Origin of the sequence: Pseudarthrobacter oxydans (assembly GCF_034258515.1) — a bacterium.
GTDB lineage: Bacteria > Actinomycetota > Actinomycetes > Actinomycetales > Micrococcaceae > Arthrobacter.
Genome location: NZ_CP139438.1, coordinates 2,510,627 through 2,534,084, shown reverse-complemented (window position 1 = coordinate 2,534,084; position 23,458 = coordinate 2,510,627). Strand labels below are relative to the sequence as shown.

General features: G+C 62.6%; 12 protein-coding genes. 4 read left to right on the top strand and 8 right to left on the bottom strand.

Annotation, left to right across the window (positions count from 1 at the left end):
• Positions 1–541: 541 nt before the first annotated feature.
• The 7 genes from SMD14_RS11390 to SMD14_RS11360 all read right to left on the bottom strand — a co-directional run bounded on the left by SMD14_RS11390 (position 542) and on the right by SMD14_RS11360 (position 18,788).
• Positions 542–2,674, bottom strand: a complete 2,133-nt coding sequence (locus SMD14_RS11390) for a DEAD/DEAH box helicase (protein ID WP_321213710.1) — start codon at positions 2,672–2,674, stop codon at positions 542–544.
• Positions 2,671–4,023 carry a BREX system ATP-binding protein BrxD gene (gene brxD, locus SMD14_RS11385; protein ID WP_321213709.1) on the bottom strand — a complete coding sequence of 451 codons (1,353 nt, stop codon included), beginning with the start codon at positions 4,021–4,023 and terminating at the stop codon, positions 2,671–2,673. The genes SMD14_RS11390 and brxD overlap by 4 nt, the downstream gene beginning before the upstream one ends.
• On the bottom strand, positions 4,016–6,772 hold the full coding sequence (gene pglZ / locus SMD14_RS11380; protein WP_321213708.1) for a BREX-2 system phosphatase PglZ: 2,757 nt from the start codon (positions 6,770–6,772) through the stop codon (positions 4,016–4,018). The genes brxD and pglZ overlap by 8 nt, the downstream gene beginning before the upstream one ends.
• Complete coding sequence (locus tag SMD14_RS11375; protein ID WP_321213707.1) at positions 6,769–10,560, bottom strand: DUF6079 family protein; 3,792 nt, start codon at positions 10,558–10,560, stop codon at positions 6,769–6,771. Before SMD14_RS11375 ends, pglZ begins: the two co-directional genes overlap by 4 nt.
• Entirely contained in the window at positions 10,557–14,120 is a 3,564-nt protein-coding gene (gene pglX, locus SMD14_RS11370) for a BREX-2 system adenine-specific DNA-methyltransferase PglX (protein ID WP_321213706.1), read from the bottom strand. The genes SMD14_RS11375 and pglX overlap by 4 nt, the downstream gene beginning before the upstream one ends.
• On the bottom strand, positions 14,117–18,337 hold the full coding sequence (pglW, locus tag SMD14_RS11365) for a BREX system serine/threonine kinase PglW (protein ID WP_321213705.1): 4,221 nt from the start codon (positions 18,335–18,337) through the stop codon (positions 14,117–14,119). Before pglW ends, pglX begins: the two co-directional genes overlap by 4 nt.
• 130 nt (positions 18,338–18,467) lie before the next feature.
• Complete coding sequence (locus SMD14_RS11360) at positions 18,468–18,788, bottom strand: hypothetical protein (RefSeq protein ID WP_321213704.1); 321 nt, start codon at positions 18,786–18,788, stop codon at positions 18,468–18,470.
• Between the two features lie 567 nt (positions 18,789–19,355).
• On the opposite strand from SMD14_RS11360, the gene SMD14_RS11355 reads away from it, so the two are divergent.
• The 4 genes from SMD14_RS11355 (at position 19,356) to SMD14_RS11340 (ending at position 22,575) form a co-directional block, all read left to right on the top strand.
• Positions 19,356–20,216, top strand: a complete 861-nt coding sequence (locus SMD14_RS11355; RefSeq protein WP_321213703.1) for a PGN_0703 family putative restriction endonuclease — start codon at positions 19,356–19,358, stop codon at positions 20,214–20,216.
• Between the two features lie 325 nt (positions 20,217–20,541).
• On the top strand, positions 20,542–21,537 hold the full coding sequence (locus SMD14_RS11350; RefSeq protein WP_321213702.1) for a hypothetical protein: 996 nt from the start codon (positions 20,542–20,544) through the stop codon (positions 21,535–21,537).
• On the top strand, positions 21,530–21,961 hold the full coding sequence (locus tag SMD14_RS11345; protein WP_321213701.1) for a hypothetical protein: 432 nt from the start codon (positions 21,530–21,532) through the stop codon (positions 21,959–21,961). Before SMD14_RS11350 ends, SMD14_RS11345 begins: the two co-directional genes overlap by 8 nt.
• A gap of 41 nt (positions 21,962–22,002) precedes the next feature.
• Positions 22,003–22,575: a hypothetical protein gene (locus SMD14_RS11340; RefSeq protein ID WP_321213700.1), complete on the top strand. Its 573-nt coding sequence runs from the start codon at positions 22,003–22,005 to the stop codon at positions 22,573–22,575.
• 564 nt (positions 22,576–23,139) lie between these two features.
• Here SMD14_RS11340 and SMD14_RS11335 read toward each other — a convergent pair.
• On the bottom strand, positions 23,140–23,355 hold the full coding sequence (locus SMD14_RS11335) for a hypothetical protein (protein WP_321213699.1): 216 nt from the start codon (positions 23,353–23,355) through the stop codon (positions 23,140–23,142).
• Positions 23,356–23,458 lie beyond the last annotated feature (103 nt).

The window sequence follows — 23,458 nt, the reverse complement described above, 5'->3', positions numbered from 1 at the left end:
GTGGCCCTCTTGGGTGGTGGCGTTCCCCTCTTCCCGCGCGGGATGGGGCTTCCATCAGGGCTTATCCGTCCGCGGTAGAAGCTTGTCCTGGCATGGATGCGGCGCAGACTGCGCCCGATGACGTGATCCAGAACCAGGGGGTCAATAGCTCCGGAGGGGAAAGAGCGGTTCGCTTAACCAGGTCATGGGCGAAGTCATCCCAGACAGTGGAGTAGTTGTCGACGTTGGTACCGTTCACGGGCGGGACTGCTGAAGGTTTGCTTGACAAGCTGTCAACTAGACCTTCAGCAGACCCGTTCAAGTTCTTCGCCGTCGCGACGGAGCTGTGAGAATCGAGCTTCTAAGAAGTCAACTAGCGTTGAAGTCGCCGCCATGTTCCGGGCGATGGTTCGGTGGTCTAGATTGACCACGTACTGGCTCCCAGTAGCTGTCGTGACCAGGTAACGCCCGCAGTCGTTGGAGATTGCTCGTGGCATACGGCGAGCCTATAGGTGCCGCAAGGCGTCCATCATGGCTGGTGGCCAGCATGCCGCCTCGGGAACTAGACGGAGGCAACGGGTCTTGCGGCGACCGTCGAAGCACCCGCATGATCGCTGCTTCGCTCAGCAAGGGTGCTCACGGCCAATGAAGCAGGAAGAAGTTCAGCAAACTTCAGCGTTCTGAGGGCTCGGTCGTCAACCCGTGGAAGTAGGCTCGGCGCCTCGTCTTTGAGCAATAGCACGATCTGCCTCATGGCCTCAGTCAGAGCCGGAGTGGTGGTGTCGCCGCGTAATCCGATTTGCCAGTTGTTGTGGGCCCGCGATTCGTCCAGTAAGTCAGGTGCCAGGTCGAGCAACCCCGCGACCAGCACGGCGTTCGCGCGGGCGCCGGCCCAAGTCCACCAGCGAAGTCTCCCGTTAGGCTCGCGGACTAAAACTGTGGAACCATCCAGTACCCGCTGGGAATACTCCTCCCGCAGCTCGCCCAACTTGGTCGCAGCCCTTTTGGATAGCAAGACGCCGGCGGGAGTGGCCCCGAGAAGCACCCGCCGCGTTGCATCGCTCAGGGCATAGGACTCCGGCTGCGGCATGCTTGACCATTTGGAGTCCGCGGCGTTTGCCGATGGTTCAACGTAGGCGCGGTGGCGTTTCCAATCGACGTAGTTCACTTGCCAAGCCCTGCCTCCGAGTGTAAGGAGGCGTGGACCATCGACTTTGCGCTGGAGGACCATTGGGTCAACGGAGCCGATTTCCTCGCGCCCGTGCAGAATGACTACCTGCGGGTCAGCCGTGAACACGGCCATGAGGTCCCGGTAGTGGATGCCCCCGTACTTACGCTCAGCCTCAGGACCCATGAAGAGCATTCCCTGGTCGGAATCGAGGTGTCCCGTTTTCACCAACCAGGCGGCAATCTTCTGCCACTCGACTGGAGAGGCGAGCTCGAGCCCAGAGAACCACTCGTCCCAAGTATTGGCCCCGATTCGCCGTTCCTGGAGTGTCAGCCCCAAAAGTTGTTGTGCTGCCACGTGCAAAGGAGTCGGCGGGGGAGTGACAGGCTCCACATAGCCCTCAGACCAGAGCAACAGTAGGCCACAGGCGCGAAGGAACTGCGCGTCGTCCGTGGACAGGAACAGCATGTTCCGCTCGGTTCCCTGTCGGCGGCCGGTCCGGCCGAGCCGCTGCAATACCGACGCCACGGTGCGCGGTGCACCGATCTGGACGACCCTATCGAGGTCGCCTACGTCGATGCCGAGTTCCAAGGTAGAAGTGGAGACGATGACGCAATTGCGGGCCTGCGAGAATGCTGTTTCAGCCTGCCTGCGCGCGTCCACGGACAAGGATGAATGCGAAACGAAAGTCTCCACCTCAAGGTCGCGCAGCCCCAGCGACACCTTTTCCACCGTTCGTCGCGAATCTGCGAAGACGAGGCGTTTCTCGCCGCGATGCAGGGCAGCGATCACTTTGGCGGCATTCAGGTCGCTCCCCACGAAGTCGAGTTGCATCTCCGGTAAGGCCGCAGAGCCACCGTCCGGAGCAATGACGGACGCAGGTTTCTCCGAGATCCGATTGCTACCTTGCAGCCAAGACAAGAGTTCCGGCGCATTGCCTACCGTCGCGGACAGTCCGATCCTCTGGAGGGGACGGCCAGACAGCTTAGAAATGCGTTCCACAACTCCCAAGAAGTGCCAACCCCGATCGTCACCGGCAAAGGCATGGACCTCGTCGACGACGATGGCACGTACATCTGCAAAGAGTTGTCGCGGATCCGCCAGGGTGGAGACCAGCATGGACTCGAGCGATTCCGGGGTCGTCAGCAGGATGTCCGGTCGGTCAAAGACCTGACGCTTGCGGGCGCCTGCAGTGGTGTCGCCGTGCCGGACCGCCGCGGTGCGTCCGAGCCAGCCAGCGTAGGAAGCGATCCGAGGCTCCAAGTTATTCAGCAGCGCGCGCAACGGACATACGTAGAGCACGGAGGTGCCGGACCAGCCATCCTCAGCCATGCGGGTCAGCAACGGGAACAAGGCTGCTTCGGTCTTACCGCCAGCTGTGGGAGCCAGGAGCAGGCAATCGTTGCCGCCCAGTACGGGACCAATGGACTCTGACTGCAACGGCCGCAGGCTGCCCCAGCCCAGCGTGTTGGCGATATGGTGCTGGACCACGCTGTTCAGCGCCTCGAAACCCACACGCTGCGTCATAGGTTGAGTTCGACGTCGTCCGCGGTTGCCACATAGCCGCCGGCCACTCCGACGGTGCCGCCAACGGCGTTGCGTTCCTCCGGGCTTAGTTCCTCGCGGGCCAGGGTTAAAGCGTAGTGCTGGCGCGGATCGAAGTCAGCGAACTGGTCAACGCGGTCTAGTACGTCACTGATGAGCTTTTTGAGGAAGATCCTTGGCGCGATGCCCACCTTGCCGCCCAGACCACCGGTCACCGCGCCGGCCAGCTCAGTGACGTAGGGATCGTCGACGAGCTGGCGGATACGGTCAGGAGCGTCGGCACCGAGAAGGTAAAGGTCCCGTACCTTGATACCCAACGCTTCAAGCGCTTCACGGTCAAAGCCGGCCAAACGGATCTGTACGGCCCGGGGGTTGTCGAAGCGCGAATCGGTGCCGAAATCCGTCGCCAAGCGCTGTGCAAGGGGCGCCAGGCGGGGCACTCCCGATGGGCCAGTGAAGAAAGCCGGTGTTCCAGTCAGAACCAGATACAGCCCTGGGAACCGACCGGAATCCACTTCGTCCATGAGCTGGCGCAGCGCGTTGAGGGCTTTGTCCCGCACATCCGAGCGCATTCGTTGCAGGGTCTCGACCTCGTCCAAAACCACCAGCAGGCCGGGATGCCCGGCGTCGCGCAGGATCAGCAGCAGACCCTGCAGGAATCCCAAGGCACCGAAGTGATCGAGATCGCCACGGATGCCGGCCCCGCGCTTGGCCGCAGCGCCCACATGAGGCTGCCCACCGAGCCATGCGGCAAGCCCGTCCGCGACCACAGCATCTCCAGCGGCTACGGCCGCACGGTAACCGCGGAGTGCCTGGGCAAAGGCAGGTGTCTTCGCACTGACCTCGGCCAATCGCCGGTCCAGCAACTCATCCGCGGCAGCCGCTAACTCAGCCGCTGAAGCGGTAGCCAGCGCGGGGTCTGCGGCGATGGCATCGTCCTCAAGGGTGAACAGCCAAGCATCCAGGACGGAACGGAACGCGCTGGGCGCCACCGAAGCAGTGCGCAGCGATTCGGTGATCCGCCGGTAGACGGTTTCAAGCTTATGCAGCGGGGACTCAGTCTCGGAAATCTGCACTTCGGCGGCGGCGAAACCCTTCTTGAGCGCCTTCTCCGCAAGATGCCGGGTGTAGAACGTCTTACCCGTGCCGTACTCACCACGGACAGCCTTGACCACGGCACCACTACCTGCGACCGTCTCGAGTTCCTCGTCGACGGCGCGCTGGAAACGCTCCAGACCGACGGCCAGCAGATCGAGCCCGTTGGAAGGAACCGTGCCGCGCCGCAACGCGTCGATCACTTCACGGCGCCTGCGAGGCGAGACGTCAGCCACGATCTGTCACCCCGAACTGTTCGCGGAGCAGCCGTGCGTCCAGGACCAGCATGGAACCGTCGACACGCAACACCCCGTAGCCTTCGACGTTGAGCAGCTTCTGCAGTTGGGCCACCGCGCCATCCATGCGCGCGGGTGCGACCTGGAGGACGACGGCGGCAGCCTCCTTGGCCAAGCGGGTCCCGGGCCCGGCGGCCAGCGCATCGAGCAGCGAAGCGACTTGGTTATCGGAGACTGCGAGTCGGCCCGCGATCCCTTTCTGCGCCTTGTACATGCTTGAGGACACCACGGCGGCGCCCAACCGCGGCGCAGCGGGCATCTGGTCTGGGGAGTCGAGGATGTCGAGCATCGATGGAGTGTTGTCCTTGGCGGTCTTCGTCAGCCCGGCACCCGGGATCGCCGGGCGCACCGCGGCGCCGGTGGCCACAACCGACCACCACAGCGGTTCCTGTGACGGCGCCAGCTTCCACCCGCCGGGGACGTTGTCGCCTGGAATTAAGACAACGACCGGAATGACAACCTCTGCGGGGGAAGCGCCCCCGTGGTATCCGGCCTTGATCGGTCCGTAGCGCAGGGTTTCATCGACGGCGAGTACTGCGCGCCCTCCCTCGGCGAGAACCCGGCGTCCTTGGACAAGAACCTCATCTTCACCAATAGGGGTCTCCGGCAGCCGGGACCGTGCGCTGCTCGCTTCACCGAACGCGCGCAGTTCCCCGCGGCGACGCTCCACGATGTGCCCGTGATCGGACGTCATGACCACGGTGCGTCCGGCGGCCATCGCGGCGGATAGCAACGGTCGCAGGTGCCGGACGGTGTCAGGCGTCCACGTGGTTCCGGCCGGGTCGCTCTTGTCCAGGGCGTCATCAATGGTGTTCAGAACGCAGGCCACGAGCGGGGTCCGTTGGTCGGCGATGGCAACGGAAATGTCGTCCTGCAGGGCCAATCCAGGACGTGACGAATCCAGGGGCGCCTTGTGGAAGAGCTGTGATTGGGCGATCCCGCCGGCCTTTGTCACTGCGGCGAAGCCGGACAATTCGCGGGACTGCCCTCCCGACGTCAACTCGCCGCTGAACAAGGAAGCTCGGCTGAGGTTCGTGAGCGTTGGCAGCACGGCCACGGCGGACCCACGGCGTTCCGATGCAGCCGGAATAACCTCGGCCCAGCCCTCGTTCCCGTGGAGCACGGTGGAGGAGAGTTCCGCGGCGCTGGCGGCGCTCATGCCGTCGAGAACCAGGAGGAGTGTGTTCTTTGCTCGGGCGAGCGGCAGAACCACTGAGGGCAGCAAGCGCTCCAGATGCCACACGGGGTCTCCTGCGCCGTCCAAGTGGCCTGTCGCTCTGCCTTCGTCCAAGGAGGTCGACGTGGCCAGCAGCCGCGCAAATTCTCGGTCATGGCCGTGGCGCCGTTGCTCAGTGAGTCGCAGGATGGTGGCGAGACCTTCGCCCAAGAGTTGGTCGCTGACGCCGGCAGCCACGTCGTTGTAGGCGGCGTCGACCCAAGCGTGGACGTGAGCATGCAAATGCACGGCATCGATGAAACCGTTGGGAAGAGTGTTTTTGCCGGTGAGCCAGCGGGCCAATCTGACGGCAGCGTGGAATGGGGCCACGCGCGGATCCTGGGCGTTGCCTCGTAGCGGATATGCCAGACGGTGGTCTTCGGCCGCTGCCCAGGCCTTTTCCACGGCGTCGATCCCGGACTCAGGGAAAGAACGTAGCATTTCCGCGAGCCGTTGTAGCATCGCGGTGAGTCCCGCGGGGAGCAGCTGCGAATCTCGGCCCAAGCTGGAAGCCTGGATCTTAGTGAGTAATCTGTCGGCCGCCTGCAAGGCCGCGTGGGCCTCCTGCCAGCGAGCCGGATCCTCCAGTTGCGCTTCGACAACGTTGCGGGCTGACTTACCGAGTGCCGCCAGCATGGAGGGGGTAATGGGTTCCGCGGAACCGGCCCAGAGGTGCTCGAGCCGTGCCAGCGCAAGCTCGCTGAGCTGCCGGTCCTGGGCTGTCCGCCCCCCAGTCTCGGTAAGCACGTTCAAGGCGATGCCGACCGGCACTGCTTCGGCGGCGCGGCCGGTGAGAAGAAACCTCAGGAGCGGCTTCCCTGCCAGCCCTGCGCGGTCGGTCAGCCATTGAAGAACTGCGTCAGCAAGTTCGTCACCGCCAAACTCGCGCAGGTCTGCCATACGATCTGTGGCATCGGTCCGCATGGTCCATTCGAGGACGCTGAGGCCATCTACCGGACCACGCTGCAGTGCCAGCTGCCGCTCCGCGACTGAAGCGAAGGCATGGTCGATGGTCAGGACTGCTCCGGGAGCTGCAGGCCATCCTTCATCCGGGGTGATGCGCAATAGGCCTTGTGCCACTGGCAGCCGCTGCTTGAGAGTGGACAGCGGGCGGTCGATTCGATCAGCACCGAAACGTTCCTTGAGTGCTTCCCACGCACCTGGTGTCTGAAGCCTCTGGTTCGCAAAGTGCCCAAGGATTCCGGCCCCCAGATCCTCTTCCGGCCGGTCCGTCAGGATCACGAGCCATTCATTACCGGCACGGTTGCGCAACGCGTCTCGGATGGCCAGCGACGAAACACACGGCAGTACGTGTACTCGTTCCCCGGAATCCGCAAAGCGTCGTTCAGCATCGGCGTCCGGGACTGCACGGAGACCGATCACGCGCTGAGTGCCGTGCTTGCGGGCCGCGGAAATAAGGGAACGGACAACTGCGGTGCTCACCGTGCCCTGAACGACTGCCTGGCCGTTCACCCGACGATCCTCCATTGCACCTCGACACGGCGACCAGGGTTTTCAAGGATGAACTCCTGCAGTTCGGCTACCACGTTGTCTCCGCCACGGGCTGTGCGCCACTCACCACCTGGAGTTACTGACTGCGGCGGCGTGAGCGGAAGGTCGACATCGTCCGGACGTTCGGGTTTACCTTCGGTAGGTTCGGGTGTAACCACCGGTGGAACAGGTGGAGAGACAGGAATGGGAGGCATGACAGGTGGGGGCGACGCCGTGGCGAGCCAATCAAATATTCCGTCTTCGGCGGTCTTGAGCGCCTTCGCGCATGCGTAGGCGTGCTCATGGCCGCTCAGGGCGGTCGTGAGCTGGTCGAGGATGTTTTGGGCGGCATCCGCGCGAGTATCTTGCCCCTTGGCAGCTTCACGGACGGGAGCCAGCCGGTTCCACGCGAAGGTCGATACGGCTGCGGCAACTTCCTTGGCGCGGGCCAGGGATGCTGCCGCTTCCTCTGGCGAAGCCGGGAGATCAAGGCCAGCCAGGGTCTGGATCAGCGTGACACCGTTCTGGTGCTGCAGCGCTCCCAGAGTAGATGCAATCCCGCGGGCAAGTTGAAGGCGTGGCCCGCCGTCGATCCCGAGTCTTGTTGCGGCGGACTCCAAGGCGTTGACGAGCACATCAGCATCAGTAACAGTGCGGCGTGCGAGCGTTCGGGTCGCGTCGGCAAGGGTGGCCACGGCGGCCGGGGTGCGGTACTTTGGAGCCTCGATACCCAAGACGCGGCCCGTGGTGGCCCGGGCGGCCTCCCATTCCTCTTCAGTGGGCATCGGCTGCGGGCGCAGCTCCATGCTGGGCTGGAGCGAACCAGGCGGTGGGGTGGCGGATAAGGCTCCGCCATGGTTGAACCAGGCACGCTGGCGCAACAAACCCCACGCGATGACGATCAGGTCCGAGACCTCGTTGCGCAGCCCATGTGCCGGTTCGACTCCGGCGATGATTTCGCGCAGCTTCGAAACGGTGACGGGGTCGTCATTGCCTATGCCGGCGCGGGAGAGCCCTCGCTCAAGCGCGGCACCCCACGGTCCGAAGCGGCCGTCACCGAAGAGGAAATGAGTTTCTCCTGCGAGCCCGACTTCTAAAGGGTTGGCGATCCTGCGGACTGTCCGGGCATCTCCCGGGTAGGGGGCGCGGCCTTCAGGATCGGCAGCGGCGGCCTCAAGCGCGGCGGCAACCGCCTTGAGGTCGGCAACCCTGACCTCGGTGTCCTCCGGCTCGAAGCGAGGGTGGCCCGGGTAAGCGGATTCGAAAGCACGATTCACTAACTGCCTGAAACCTGCCCCGAGGGTGGCCCCGACAGGGGGCTGCGGCACGTACTCCGGGTCCAGGGAGTACAGGACCTCCACGTGCGCGGGATCTTCGAGCAGGGCCCCGGGTGCGGGGGTCGCTGCTCCGTAAGCCTGCTGGATGATACGTAGCAAGCCCTCGCGCAGGGCCGCTTGCTGAGATTCGAGGATGCCGCGGGCCTGTTGGCGGTCGACTTCACTGAGGTGATTGGCGTGGCTGTTCCACCGGTCTCCGGTGCCTTCCAACAACCAGTCGAGAACCACGAGCCGGCGCAAGTCACGCATCGAATCTGACGAGAGGAAGCGGGGTAGCCAGACGACCGTTCGCGAGGTGAAATTGCGGGCGCGCAAGTTTTCGATGCGCTCGATGTCCTCGGTGGCGGTGTGCTGTTGTTCATCGAAGGGGTGGTCGACGACGAAGCGCCAGGCGCCGGCCCCTGCACGGAAATGCTCGTCTGTGAGCCAGCCTGCATCGCGCACATTGCCGAAGACCAGTTCGACCTCGCGTTTGGAGCCGCGCCAAACCACCGGGTGCCGGTAAACGTTCCATGCATCGGGGTCGCCGAGTTCCAGGCCGAGCCCTTCGGCTACCAGCTTGCGGATAAGCTCACGCTGGCGCCCGGGGTTGTCTTCGCCTTTGGCTTTCTCCACGATTGACTCGTAGTCCACATTAGACAGTTGGACCCGGATGATGGGGTTCAGCGGTTCCGAGCCCACATGGATTTCGGGCACCTCACGGGACCAGTTCTTGACCTTGGCCAGCACAATGTTGGCCTCTCCGCCGGGCAGCGGGGAAGCGATGGATCCGTGGTTCAGCGAAGCGAGCCGGGCCGCCGTCAGCGCCTTCAGGGCGGGGACGTTGGGAGCGACAGCGGAGAGCAGTAGCGTCTTGGCGAGTCGGTCGTCCGCGCGAAATGCCGGAGTCAGCCGGGACTGGTCCTGCAGGTCGGCAGCGGCAAGGTGGTGGGTCGAGAGAAGCTTGGGCAGCAGCTTGTCCTGGTACAGCTGGGTGGCGGATCGGAAGAGCGCCGCAGCCTGCGCGTCGAGGGCGGCCCCGGCCTGACCCTTGACGATGTAATCGAAACTGTCGCCTACGGGTATGACCTCCTCGATGCTCATCGTGTTCCGACGGTCAACCAGCATCTGCTGCATGACTTTCAGTGCGGTGCGGTCGCGCTGCATGACGCTGGCCAGGGAACGCAAGGTGGAGACCAAGGCGGGGGCAAACGGGTAGGTGAGCCGGAAGGCTTTCTCATCCGAACCACGGTGCTGGTCATCGGAATTGACCCCGTCAAGCAGCACGTCCCAGACTTTAGGGTTGCGGTCCAGCCGGGTGAAGGCATCGTCTACGGACTGTCTGGCGGAGTCGTCCGTGGGCTTCAGGAGGCGCTTGCTGGCGACGAACGGGAGGTTGTCATCGCCCAGTTCGATCTTTGCGAAGCGTCCCTCCTGGTGCCGGAACGCGGATTCGAGCGCCTCCTGCTGGACACCGTTGGCACCGGCGTCGGCGAACCACTTACGCAGGTCCATCTGCCTGGCCACAAAGGAGACCAGCGGGGCCTCAAGGCTCCCGTAGGAGCCCTCCACTAATTTAGTCAGCTTCTGCGATTCCCGGCGGAAAAACTCCGGTTCATGCATGCCGAAGGCAAGCCAGAGGACCAGTTCATCGAGGAACAGGACGACGGCGTCGTACCCCAGCGACTTGGCGTGTGCAGACATGGCGGCGAGGCCTGTGTCCAGATCCACGTACTCACCGGAGCGTACGTAGGCCTTGAAGTACGTCCCGACCAGGGCGCTGACAAGCGACTGTCGCTCTACGCTCTGAGCCGGCGCGGTGAGAGCAGTCTTATAGCGGTCGAGCCCCCAGCCGCTTGAGCCGAGTAAGCCGGAAAATTCATCGAACTCATCGTCGACCTGCCCGCCGCCCAGGCCCTGAAGGAACGCATCGTCTCCGATCTGCTGTCGCAGATTCTCGGCGTCCTCAAGGAGTGCGTCGGACGCGAAGAGGGCGGGCAAGGATGTACCATTGTGCGCGACTTGGATATGGCGGACGTAGGCGTCGAAGATGACTTGTTCCATCGACTTGCCGTCCAAGAAATGGAAGGCCAGCGGCAGAATATTCCGGCCGGACAAGACGGAGTCATGGCGGGCCACGGTTTCCTGCAGCTCCGCTACTGAACGTGCCTTCGGATCATGACGCAGCAGCGCGTGAAGGACAGCCATGAAGTGGGACTTACCAGAGCCGAAGGACCCGGTCAGGAACGCCCCGCGGTTGATGCCCGTGGTGAGCGCGTTGGACACTAGTCCCATTGCGGAATCGAACGCCTCGACCAAAGATGGCGTGACTACATAGTCGTCGAGGGCGTGCCGGGCGCCGTCGCCGCTGACGGCGTCGGTGAGGCGGAGGACATAGTCCTCCACGCCCGCGCGTTCAGGAATGTCGAAGACGTTGCGAAGCAGGATGGTCATGCGTTCTCCTTGACGGCACGGCGGCCGCGGGTGGCCGTGGCAGGACGCCATGCCTTCAGATCGGTGTTCGAGACATTGAGCTGGGTCATCCGTTCCTCCAATTGTCCGGAACAGAACTCGGCCATGCTCATGCCGAAGTTCGGATCCAGATCGCCATGCCACTGCTCCACCCATGGCAGTACTTCCGCCATACCGGCTATCAGTGGGATCAGCTGAGCATCTTCCGAACCTTCGGCGATCCGTTCATCCATGATGGTGGCCAGAACGAGGAACTGCTGGACGTGGTCCCACCCCGCCCAGCCGAGCAGCAACGTCGGGTCAGTAGAACGTCCCGCGTCCGGGTACAGGATGAACCGTTCCTTGGGCAGGTCGAGTTTTCCGCGGGCTTGCCACCAGGACGTGTTCCGAAAGTCTGCAGTGGTGTATTTAGGCGGAACTGGGATCTTGCCGACTTTTTCGCCATTGTCTTCCCGCCGCTGCAGCTCCCAGGTTTCCCCCCACGCTTCGCGCTTGCGCAAGCCGGGTTCCTTGAGCCGCTGGGCGGCCAGATAAGGGACAGCTTCGTCGGTCAGCAGCCTGGTGAGGGCCTTGGAGACGTCGACGTCGATAGTTCCGTCCCACAGCGCCAAAACGCTGACTAGGTCAGCGTCGCGGGATACCATGTCGGCCAGCTGGGAGAGGCTGCGCGCCGTCGGGCGGTCCTGCGCGTCGAACCAGAAGGAGGGAACTTCCAGCCTGTCCAGAAGCCAGCCGCGCAGGGCCTGTTCCTGCTGCTTGTCCCACGGCTCGGTTGCCCAGCGCCGCTTGAACTCGGGCTTCTCGAGGAACCGAATGTTGGGGTTGGTTTCGATGACACCGAGCCGGCGCTCTACAAGTTCTCGGTAGTCTGCCGGCCATTCGGGAGGGATCTCGGTGACCTGTGTGGAGCCGTGGCGGGAGAACCATGCGGACGAAGTGGTGCCGTTGGCGATCTGTCGTGCCAGCACGATTTCGAAGACCCGCTGTCCAAGCTCGAGCGCCGGCAACGATTCACACTTGTAGGTCAGGTCCTCATCGATCAGTCCATAAAGGCGGTACGTCTCCCAGTCCAATTCCTCCTGGGCCGCCACCATCTGACCAAGGAGATTCTGGGCCAACTTCCGGGCATCCGACAGTGCAGAAGCTGTCGGATGCGCGGTCTCCACGCAAGAGGAGGGAGATACTGCTGCTATAGATTGCGCGAGCTCATCGAGGTGCCGACCCCGGCTCAGCGGCATCGATGAAGGCAGCGGAAAGTCCTGCAGTGTTGTGCCCGTGAATTCGTAACGGTCCGACCATGGCTGCTGCGAGACGCGCGCGCCATCGTTTCCAACAGGATCGCCGCCTTTTGGGTAGCTGTTCTGTTTTAGCCAGAAGCAAGCGGTCGAGGAATTGAGGACGCCGAGTAGGGCAAGGTGTTCATCCTCCGAGGCTCCCTCTGGCAGCTTGATCACGGGGGCGGACTGTTTGAAAACTTTCCCCCCGCGGTCGAGTACAAAATGGTTATGCGTCGCGACGAACGCGAACGTAATGGAGAGGGGGATTCGATAACGCTTGTCGAAAAACATCGAGTACTCGTACCACTCAAGCCCACGTTCGATCTGCGTCAAGCCGTACGCAACTCGGGACGCCAGCATGGATCTGTAGGGCCAAAGAAACTTCAATATGTGCGAATCGGCGTGGCCCTTCAGCGTTGAGGCGTCGTAGGGCCAAAGTGCTACAACAGCATCACTAACTCGCCAATCACGAACTACCTCCCCGGCGACAAGCGGCAGCATATTCTCTTTTGCGATCCTTTTTCGGCGAAGGGTCGCCTCCCCTACTAAGTAGGCTTCATCTTCACGAGTTACGGCAGCAAAGCCGATCTCTTTGCTCACATCTCCCAGGGCCTGGTTGGCAGATAGCGAAATCGCATCCATCAGGGCCGTGGCCCCACCGCCCGTTAAGCTCCACGGATGGGTGGCGAAGCTACGACGGGGAAGGTCGGCAACGGAAATCCATTGGTCATTGTGTCCGGGCATATCGATGTGGTCTGTGATTGCTCGCCATACTATCCCGTTGGCCGGGTCCGAGGGCTGCCCCGGTTCCCCCTGCACGCCTAGGACGGCACGCACTGTCTGGCTGACGGGGTGTTGGTGCCGGCCAACAAGGATGACCGTCGGGGTGCCGTGGCCGGGGATGTAAGCGCCGGAAGTGTCCACGACCAGACGCAGGTCCTGCCGAGTGAGGTACTCCTCGATGATCTTGGACCCGAACTCTCGTTTCATGAAGGAGTTCGAGGTGATCTGGCCCGTCCAGCCCGCGGGCTGGGAATCGGTACCGTGTTTGGCCAAACCAAAGAACCGCTCCATGAACGGCACGGACAAGGCATAAGTTCCCTTACACGTCTTGTACAGCTTGCGGTAAGCCGCGTTAAGGGTCTTGTCCTTAACCGTGATGTAGGGCGGATTGCCTACCACCACGTCGTACTGACCTGGCCTTAGGATCCGCTTGAGCTGTTCGAGGTCCTCGGTGGCGTATGCGAATCCGGATAACTCCGCATCGGCGTCGAAGCCCTCAAATCGGAACTCGCGCTGCGCCCGTCCATGCAGCAGCGAGTCGCCGACGGCCAAGTGGAAGCTGAAGTCGGGAGCCCGCTCCAGATCGAGCTCGTCCGTAGCCTGAAGTGCGGCGATGGTGAGCCGGAAGCGGGCGATGGCCACCGCAAAGGGATTGAGGTCCACGCCGTGGATCGCGTTGAGTGCCTTTTGAACGCGGTCGCGGGCTTCCAGGTTCGGTGCCTTGGAGTCCCACGCTGATAGCAGCCGCTGGAATCCGCCAAGAAGGAAGTGCCCGGAGCCGCAGGTGGGGTCGATGAGCTTGAACCCTTCCAGCGGGCGCTCGGCCAACGCAGGGGTAAGGGTTTGGTCGAGGATGAATTCCTCGACGAACTCGGGGGTCTGGAGCAGTGCGAAGGTCTTCTTCGCGTATTCAGAGAGGTCCTGGTAAAGGTCGCCCAGGAAGCGGGTGGAAAGTTCGCCATCCTGGAAGTCGTAGACCGGGACGCCTGCCTCGTCGGTGGCGCGCCAGAAGTCCAGGATTTCCTTGGCCATGGCACCGGACGGGGAGACCTGCCAGAGTGCGGCGTGTTCGTCGACCAGGGCAGCGGTGGCCGGGAAGGACCGCAGGTGGGTAATGCCTTCCAGAATCCATTCGCGCCACGTGTTTTCGGGGTGGGCGCGGAAGTAGGCGTTTTCGGCGTCGAACGCTTCCTGGCGGCGGGCGCCGGGACCGGAGATCCAGACCTTGGAGAGCAATGCATTGTCCTCGCAGAAGCGCAGGAAAACCGTGGTGAGGACCCAGCCGACGGCAGCCTGGGTGATGCGGTCGTCACGCCAGCTGACCCAGGCGGAGGAGGTGCGCTCGGCGCGCAGGGCCTCCGCATGCTCGGACTGCCACTTGGCTTTGAGCTCCCGATCTTCTTCCAGCCTGGCGCGCAGGTCGTCTTCGACCCGGAGTACCAGCTTCTGCAGCTTGGGGGTGAGTTCCTTGCCAATGGTCATGCGGTGGCTCCTTCGACGGCTGCCGGGATGAGGTCTGTCTGGGCGTCAATCCAGGCGGTTTCGACACGGAGATACTGGTTAGGGGAGGTCTGAACCGAGGCGCCGTCGAGCAGCGGTCCTTGGTTCGCTCCGACCTGGGGCAGAATCACCCACACCGCCTGGCCGCGGGGGGTGGCCAGATCGCTCCAACGCCGGATGAGATCGGCATGTCCATAGCGGACCAAGGGGGAAGCTTCGACGATGAGGACCGGTCGGGATTCCTGTTCGGGAACGTCGGCAGTCGCCTGCGCGATGGCCGTCTCGACAACGGGCACGGCCAGCTTCACTGCTGCGGACACACCGCGGGAAGCCCGGTCATTCTCGGGCTGCGCGTCCGCGCGCACCAGCGCCTCCCAGGACGGGAAACCCTCCCGGAGGCTCAGGGACTTCAGCTCGTCCAGCAGCAGTGCAGTGACATCGATCCGTTGCGCGTTGAACTCCGCTTCCAGCCGGTCGGCCAGCGCGCCGCAGCGGTCGGCGCGGGCACCCAACGCCAGGAAGGACCGCAGGGTGACACTTTCGGTAAGCCTTTGCTCCGGGGTGTATGCGCCGGACCCAAGGCCGCCGACATGCGTTCCTGTGCCTAGACGTGAGGAACTGCTCTGTGATGGTTCCACAATGGTGGGCGCACCGTATGTCCCGGAATCGGGGTCGTGGACCAGGTCCAGGCCAGCCTCACGGAGAAGCTCGGCGAGACGTCCTGACGTCGGAAGACCCTGCACGGCCGGGAAGCGGACGCGCACGCGGTCCACGATTTCGCGGGGCGAAAGTCGCTGCGGCCCCGCCACTCCGCGCAGGGCAAGCCCCAGCGCCTCGACCTGGGACAGATCCCGGTGGTGCAGCTCGCCGGAACCGGACGCTGCGGCATGACGGGACAGCGCGGCGGCCAAGCGGGCCAGCCGGACCCTATCGCGCAGCAAAGGCTCTTCGATGCCTGCAGCGTCGAGTATCGCCGACAGCCGCTGCTGGACCCGTTCGGCAGGAACAAGGGCGGGCTGCGCCGTCGACTCCGCAAGCAGCGCATCGCCTTCACGGCCCAGTCGTTCTGCCACATCTAGCAACGGTGCCTCGCTGGCGATCAACAGCGCGCTGCCCTCCCGCCGGCGCAGTTCAAGGGGTTCGTCGTTGACATCTGCGCGCTTGAGGGCCCGCTGACGGTCAATGACGATCCGCAGGAGACCTCGGGCGATGCGTTCGTTCTCGCCGGTTCGCTCGGACTCGATCGTGGTCTGGGCGAGCACTTCTGCGGCCAGTTCGTCGACCGTTGCCGTCCCGCCAAGGGCAGCAAGGCGTTGGTTTACCACGCTGGTCAGGTGACGCAGGTAGCCCAGCACGCGTGGTTCCTCGGCCCAGGAAGTCTGGAGTTTCCCGACGAGCTGGTTCGCGCCGGCCGCAGTGACAGGGTTGGGCAGGTTTGCACCCAGCTGCGCCTGGGTGGCAAACGCGTCCACATCGCCGTAGGTGCCAAGGATCAGGCCGGCGGCAGCTCGGGACTGCACTGCCTTCCGTGTTCCAGCTGCCTCGATGAGCTGTTCGGCAAGGGCCAGCACCGAGGGAAGCGGAGCGGTCGTCTGGTTTCCCTGCTTCTTCTCTCCGAACTTTTCCCGCCAGAGGCTTGCTCGCGCGGAAGCCTCCCGGCGGGTGGCGAGTGCAACGCCCCGAAGGGCGTTGAGCCGGATTGGGTCGACGGCCGTGAGCTCCCCAACCGTGGTGACTCCGAGCGGTTCCAGGGCGGAGAGGGCGCGCGCCGAAAGGCCGGACTGCTCCAGCGGGGTGGCCGGTGTGGCCACAGCCGCGAGTTCATCCGAGTTCTCCGGGGCGGTGGTGGCATCTGTCGGGAACGCAGCCCGCCAGTTTTCCAGCATCTCCGTAGCGGTGTCATAGCGTCGCTTGGCTTCGCGGGCCAGCGCCGTGCGGAAGAAGGAGACGAGGCGCGGGGCAACGGCCCGGTCGAAGTCGTGGGCCTCGATGGTGGCTTCGTCCGGTACGGACGCGGGGTTGGCAAGCGGGTCACCATAGAACGGCGTGTGGCCGGTTGCCATTTCAAACAGTACGACGGCGGCGGCGTACCGTTCCGCCGCGGAATCGAACCGCGAGCGGAGGCCACCGAGGAATGGATCCAGATAGGGAGGGGTGCCTGCAGCTATGTCCGATGCCGCAGCACGGGACAGGGAGAAGTCGAACAGTACGAGGTGTTTGCCGCTGCGCTCCGTCCGAACGCCCAAGTTGCCTGGCTTGATGTCGCGGTGATCAACACCGTCCTTGTCCAGCTGGACAAGTGCCTCAAGGAGGTCCCGGCCGAGTCTTTCCAGCAGGTCCAGGGAGAGACGTTTACGCTCGCGCAGCAGCTCGCTGAGCGTTTGCTCGCCAGCGCTCTCCAGCAGCAAGGCTGAGCGGTCGCCGAGGGAGAGCGGCCCATCGACAATCTTGACCAAGCGCGGACCGGACAGCGCACGCAACACTGCGGCCTCTTCGTGGAGCCGTTGCGCCGCCTTCGCGTCCACCGCAACCTTCAACACCCGCTGCGCGCCGTCGTCGTCCGCGTCTTTAACCAGCAGCCCGACCGCAGTCGAGCCGCGCCCGAGCCGGCGAACGACAGTAAATCGTCCGTCAGCCAAAACCGTGCCCGGAGCAGCCTCGACGGCGTCGACGTCCTCACTTGCTAAGGCGGAGGGCGAGGAGGAATCGAACAAGGCGTCCACGAACTTACCAACGCCGTCGAACCGCTCGCCGGGGGCGGGCCTGGTGGCACCCAGCACGGCTTCGCGGATGCTTGGCGAGATAGAGGGCAGCTCGAGGGACAGGTCCAGGCCACGCTGGTTCCGGAGGCGCTCCGCAAGGACCAGCGACGAATCAGCGGGACGTTGCGATGCGAGGATGAAGTAAGCCAAGGCTCCAAGAGAAAAGACGTCCACCCGGATACGATCTGCTGATTCCGGTTGCCAGCGTCCCTCTGGGGCTTCAAAAGCTTCGGTCAGCCACGCGTCTGCCTGATTGGGGTCCGGCCTGCGGTCCAGCAAGGAAGTGACGCCGTCGGCGGCGTGCCCGGTGAGGACCTGACCTGAGGCTAGGCCAGCGCTTTGCCAGTCGCCGATAAGGACCTTGGGCTGTCCGTGAACAGTCTTGACCCAGACGGCCTTCGGACTCAATCCACGGTGGACCACTTGGTTACGGTGCGCGTAGTCTAGGGCTTCTGCCAGCTGACGGATGATGGACAAGCGCTGATCCAAGGGCAGCCCGTTAGGCTGCCCCGCGAGCCAGAGATCCAGTCGCTGCATGCCATCGGAATAGTCGTAAACCAATCCGACCCCGAGCTCAGAGTCGACCAGATCGCGGGGCCTCAAGAGCCCGTCATGTGAAAGCCGACTCATGAGCCGGAACTCGTGTTCGGCGATCTTGTAGTTGCGGCTGGCTACGGACTGCGATGTTCCCGGCGGCGTGACCTGGAAACGGATCCGGACCGTTTCCTGCTTGGAGACCTTGTGATAGCCGCTCCAGTCTTGCCATCCCGGGCCCTCGTCAAGGGCTCCGTCTGCAATGATCCACGACCCCGCCTCGCGTTCGCGGCGCTGGACCAGGCCGATGCGCGCCATGAGATCTACGAGGATCGCTTCCTGGTTCTGACCGATGGCAGCGTTGGCACGAGGTTCCTGGCCAATGAGATCGCTGATGCCAGGAAGATGGCTGATAGCTTCCGCTTCATCGAGTCCATAGAGACCGAGCGCCGAGGAAGGGGGGAGTTCGCTGACAAACCGCGGGTGGTGAAGGAATACGGCCTGATTGACGAAGGGGACAAGGCCGCGCACCTCGTCGAACCCAATGCCCTTTTCGCGTGCCCAGTCAGCGAGGGCGTCTTTGAGCTTTGAGGCCAGGTACTGCGCCTTGCGCCTTGCTAGCAGAAGGGGAGAAGGTTCAGCGCGTCTACCGTCACGGAGCCACTGAGTGTCATTGCCGGTCAGCCGGCCGGAATAATACTTGAGCTCCAAGAGGTGGAGGCCGCCACGGCCGAGTAAGAGAGCGTCGACTTCATGCCAGCCGCCGCGGCCGTCCCGGAACTCGAAGTTGCTCCATACTCGGTAGGGGCTCTGCGCTGGGATCTTGTTCCTGAGGTAGGCAAGGCCCTCGATCTCATGCGGGAACTGCGAATCGCTTACTTCGATCCAGCGGTCTTGCTCCACACCAGTTCCCCCACGAGACATGCTTCCGTACATATAGACACCACTGGCTTACATTACCAACCTTGCGAGGTGTGTTTACGGTCCTGGCTCGCCCGTGGCCGGCGAGTTGCGGGGTTTCGGTCAGGGGAGCCTAGAGCTTGTCGATCCAGGTGTCTTCTTCCCGGTTGTCCCAAGCCGAGCCGGAGGTAGGTTCGGACTTGCTACCCCATCCCTCAATGCGTGCCAGCACCTGGCGAACGTCGCGTGAATACAGTTCCCGGATGTTCGAGATCCTTCGGATGACGCAGCTTTGAATGACCTCCTGGCGTTCAGCCATATCGGCGATTCCGGCAGTGTCAAAGGCACTTCGGATGCTCGCGATCTGTTCGGGAGAGATCGGAACGTCTTCGATGACTAGAGAAGGGGGTGCTGCCGCGGGCAGGTCGAAGAGCCCTGGTTCCTCATGAGTCATTTGTGCGGGAGATCCTTAGTGCGGCTGGGGCGGGGGAAACGCTATTTTATCCGGGTCGGCGGTGCCGCCATAGCCAGATTTCCGGCGCAGTCGGCACCCGGCCTGGTGTTCCTAGTAACCACCTCCTGCTGCAGGCACCTAGCCGGCGTTCCCGTTCAGCTCAGGGGTGGCAACTGTGTGCCATGGCCCGGGAATGCCTATGAGGGCCGATTCTGCCGAGTTACTTTGCGACTACTACAGTCGAATCCGGAGAGGTGCAGCCGCACGGCTGGCCCTGAACGCCGGCTTGGAGATCAGCCCCTGTATCTGAGTCCGCAAGTAGACCGACGCAGAAGTGAGCGGGAACTGATATGACAACCGTTTGTCGGGTGAGTGAGAGGCCAGCAATTTTGCCTTGGCGCGATCGGCCCTAGTCCCAGCTTGTCATTGATGGGGGCGACGTCCTTGAAGTAAGCCAACGCTGAAGACAGTTGGCTCCTGGATCAGGGCTTGGGTCCCTTGCTACCGGGAGAACGAGGATTTGCCCGCCGTGTTCGTTTCCACCAGTCATGGTTGCGCCTAAACATCATGGGCATTGAGGGCTATGGGATTTTAGAAAGCCGCTCGCCGAAACCTCTTGGCAGCGTGTTGCCAGAAAGAGAGGCCAAAGAGGGCCGAAACTTTGTTGGGAACCTGGCACATGTGGAGTATTTGGCTCGTCGCAAGCAAGGCTGGGGTGTGGATCCAGTTCGTTGCCTGCAGTACCTGACCTCCAGTCAGACGCTGACGATTAACCTGCTAGCCTCGTTGAAAGCCAATCCGACGTGGCTGCTTGCCTGCTTCTCTAAGCTGCTGCATCGTGATGACCTGCTAACGGTACGTGCTTGTGCCATCGAGTATGCGCCGGCAAGTCCCGCCGCGCTGCTTGGCGACAGGACGAGGGTCGATACCCTGATTGAGTTCGAGACAGAAGCGGGGATTCTTGCCGTCGTCGTCGAAGTCAAGTACACGGACCGAATGAACAGTCGCAAAATCGCGATACACCGGAACGAGCGATACATCGAGTTGGGCGTGTCAACCTCGCTATGGACCGATCAAGAGGGTGTGCTCAACTCGACAACAATGAATCGGTTGGCGCGGTGTCACGCCCTGGGTATGGCGTACGCTCGGCAGAGTCAAGGATCGAAGTACGAATCTGCCTTGGTCGTGGTGCACCACGCCGCAGATCTCGCTGCCACCTCAATTCTCGATGAATACGGGGAGAGCTTGGACAATCCTAGTGGCTTGGCTGGCTTCCAACTCAGTGACTTCGTTTCGGCAATGGCTTCGACAGCCCCAAGCGCGGCTGCGCTCAAGATCTGCGACGAGTTGCGCGTGCGCTATGCCAGTGAAAGCGTCAGCGAGTCACTGTGGCAGGAATTCCTGCAGGAATGCGACCTTATGGGGTAGATGTTTGATGCAGGCGCCGAGGGCTTCAACCCCTGGCTGGATTCTGATCCGCCTAGAGAGAAGCGAACCTCGTTTCTCATTAAGCGTTGTAGCCCCCATTCTGGATAGGGTTCTAACAGCCTGGACGCTACATACTTGGATCGACCAGAGCTGGTCGATCCAAGTATCTTTCTCGCGATGTCGCAGGGCGGCCCGGTGCCGGTGCCCGCGTAGTTCTTCCAGCTTCGATGCGCATAAGCACCCGGCGACAGGCCCAGTTCGTCCTGCTGTTGTACGATCACAGAGCCTGCGATCGCTTCGTAGTCCCGTCCTGGAGGTGCCCGCTGTGGTTCTACCGATTGTCCCGCTCGCGATCGTCATAACGAGCTCTCTCACTGGTAGCGCCGGCCTCTTTTTCGGCGCCCAGGGCGGCGTGCAGATCCGGGATGCTAATAAGCAGATCGGGCTACACTCGGCACGCTACGAGAAGCGCAAGGTCCTCCACCTCGCCCAGGCCGATCGCACGGATGCAGTGCTGCAGGCCTTTGGGCAGACGCAGGAACGGGCTGAGCGCGATGTCATCGTCCGGATGGAAGACTTCCTCGTGAGGCAGGGCATGCAGGTTCGAACGAAAGAGCGCCCTATCCTCGACGGAGTCGACGGATCGAACACTCACGTCCGAGAAAGGCCCACGATCTACCCTGACGTCGTGGGATGGGTCGGTAGCCTCGGCGGCCCTGTAGCCGCCAGCGCCGCAACACGGGTTGCCCTGCTTGCCGCGGCGAAAGAGTTTGCGCGCGCCAGTACCGGGACCCGAATAAAAACCCTCAACGGGGCCGCGGCAGAGCGGGCCATACTGGCATTCTTCGGCGGCGGAAGCTACGTTTCAGGCGGTGGCGGCATGGAATTGGGCGGGCTCATGCTCAATGTCGCAGGTGCGGGAGTGAGTCTCCTCGGCGCCGGTGTCACGGTGAAGATGCATGGAACCAAAGCACTAAGCCAGGCTGAGGAGCACCGAACAAATGTCGACGTCGCGATAGCGCAGCTCGATGTGCAGGACGAGCTCCACCGCGGGGTGCAGGAGTGGGGGCGGGAGCAGGACGGAGTCCTCAGCCATCTGGTATCCCAGGCGACGGAGGCGATTGACGTTCTCGAGTCCGAGCCGTTCGACTCCACCAGCGAGCTTCACGCCAAGCGGCTCCTTGTCGCCTTTACGCTCGTTAAGGCGGTGGGACAAGTTATCAGCGTGCCAGCCGTTGGCGAGGACGGCAGCCTCGATGGGACTACCGAACAACTCACGTTTAGATACCGCGATACAACCACGGAGGCCACGGATGACTGATCAGAAACGCGTACACGAGGGCAAAGTGCTGCCGCCGGCGGTGGATCGGGTCAGCTCCGCTGATGCGCTCGGCGCGTTCAACGAGATCGTGGGATTTTTGCGCGAGGCGATCCACATCCACGAGACGGAGAGCACGAAACGCGAGAAGCTCAAGACATATCGGGAGACCGAGGTCGCGAGGATCAAAGCATCCGAGAACGCCCTTCGATACTACCTGGACCGGACCTACGAGGAGCGCCACGAGACGCATAAACGACTCTTCGAGAGTCTTGACGTGGCGGTTGCGGCCGGCGACGTGCCAGCCATGCAGGCAGTCCTCGGGGGCATCGTCGAAGTTGCCCGGACATCGCCACTGGCGGACATCGGCAATATTGGCGAACTGCAGCGGGCCATGGCCGACCCGAACACCACCTTCGAGTTCTAGACCTGGTTGACTCAGCCGGTGCAAATGAATGAGGGGATTCTATGGATTACTCACGTGCTGGCCTTGAGGCGGCTCACTTCCAGGGTTTCATCGGGCTAAAGACTCTGACTCGTGTTGACGTCCTCGGCCCCCGGGGGAGCGCTGACGTTGAGGGCGTGTACGTGGTGGTGCGGCCCAGCAGAACCAGGCCGATTTTCATCGAAGACGACCACCCCAATCCCCGTCTACCGGTCATGAGCACGGAAGCTGTAGCTGGCCGATGGCCCGAGGAGAACCCCGAAATTCTCTACATCGGCAAGGCTCCCCTCAGGGGTGAAGAAGGGGAGCGGCGAAACGGGTTGGCCAACCGTGTACGAGAGTTCCAAAGCTGCGGGTTTAGCGGCGGGGCGAATCACTTCGGAGGACGTCTGGTGTGGCGCATTGCCGATAGGGACAGCTTGCTGATCTGCTGGAAATGCCTCCCCGAAGGAACCGCTGCGGATATAGAAAGTCTCATGATTGCCGAATTCAGAAAGTCCAACGTCCGACATTTTCCCCCGTTCGCCAATATTGACGCGCCCAAAAAGTTTCCGAATCAAGGTCTCTTCAAACTTATAGCGGCAAAGGGGTGCTGAAGCCAGGCATCAAAGTCACTTAGTGCCCCACAATGATGATCTCCGATCCGCTGGTGCAGGAAGCTGCGCGGATTCCCATTCCGTAGTTTGCACACGGATTTGCATCTGTAACGGAAGTGGCCGCCTAATGAGACCGCATACACCTGATGCACGATACGGTTGACTACCCCGATGAGGTTGGACAAGTCCGCAACGGAAGCCACTCCAGACCGTCTTGAATCTGTAACGCAACCAAAACGACAATAAATATCGAAGGCCCCCGTAACTTTTCGGGGGCCTTCCTTATTGCTTGAACGTCATTTACCCGGCCCTACAAGGCGCTAAAAGGCCATCTCCCGATGGCCTTTTTTCTTTAACTGGTTGGGCCCCCGGCGGCGTTTTGTAGCGGTTCATTCCTGCGCCGCTCAGACCTCAGGCAGGTACTCATTCGGAACAAATTAAAGATGACATGAAGAACCGACGCCGCAATGCTCCGTTTCGTCAACTCCCGTTAGAGGAGCGGTTTCTTCCTTTTGGCCTACCGTGGTCACAAGATGCCAGGGAAGAGATGGCCCCACGTGAGGGTCACTCATGAGCGGCACATAAGTCCCGCCAGTGACTGCCCTTGGGTTTCCGCTCCAGAACGAGGAAGAGCTTCGGACGGAAGCCGCGGTCTTTCATTCGGTAGCCGTAGTCAAGCACCTGACCCAGACCGTGCCGAATCTGGAGGACTTCGTTGTCCTCGGTGTTGCTCTTCACCTCAGCGATGCCGATTGTGCCGTCGTCCAATTGCCAGGCCAAGTCGAAATTGCACTGCTGGCGAATGGCGACAGCAGTGTGAGCCCATGCAGGCCCAGCGCGTCGGCCAGCTTGTCCTGGGTCGCCGAATGTGCTTTAAGGCCGG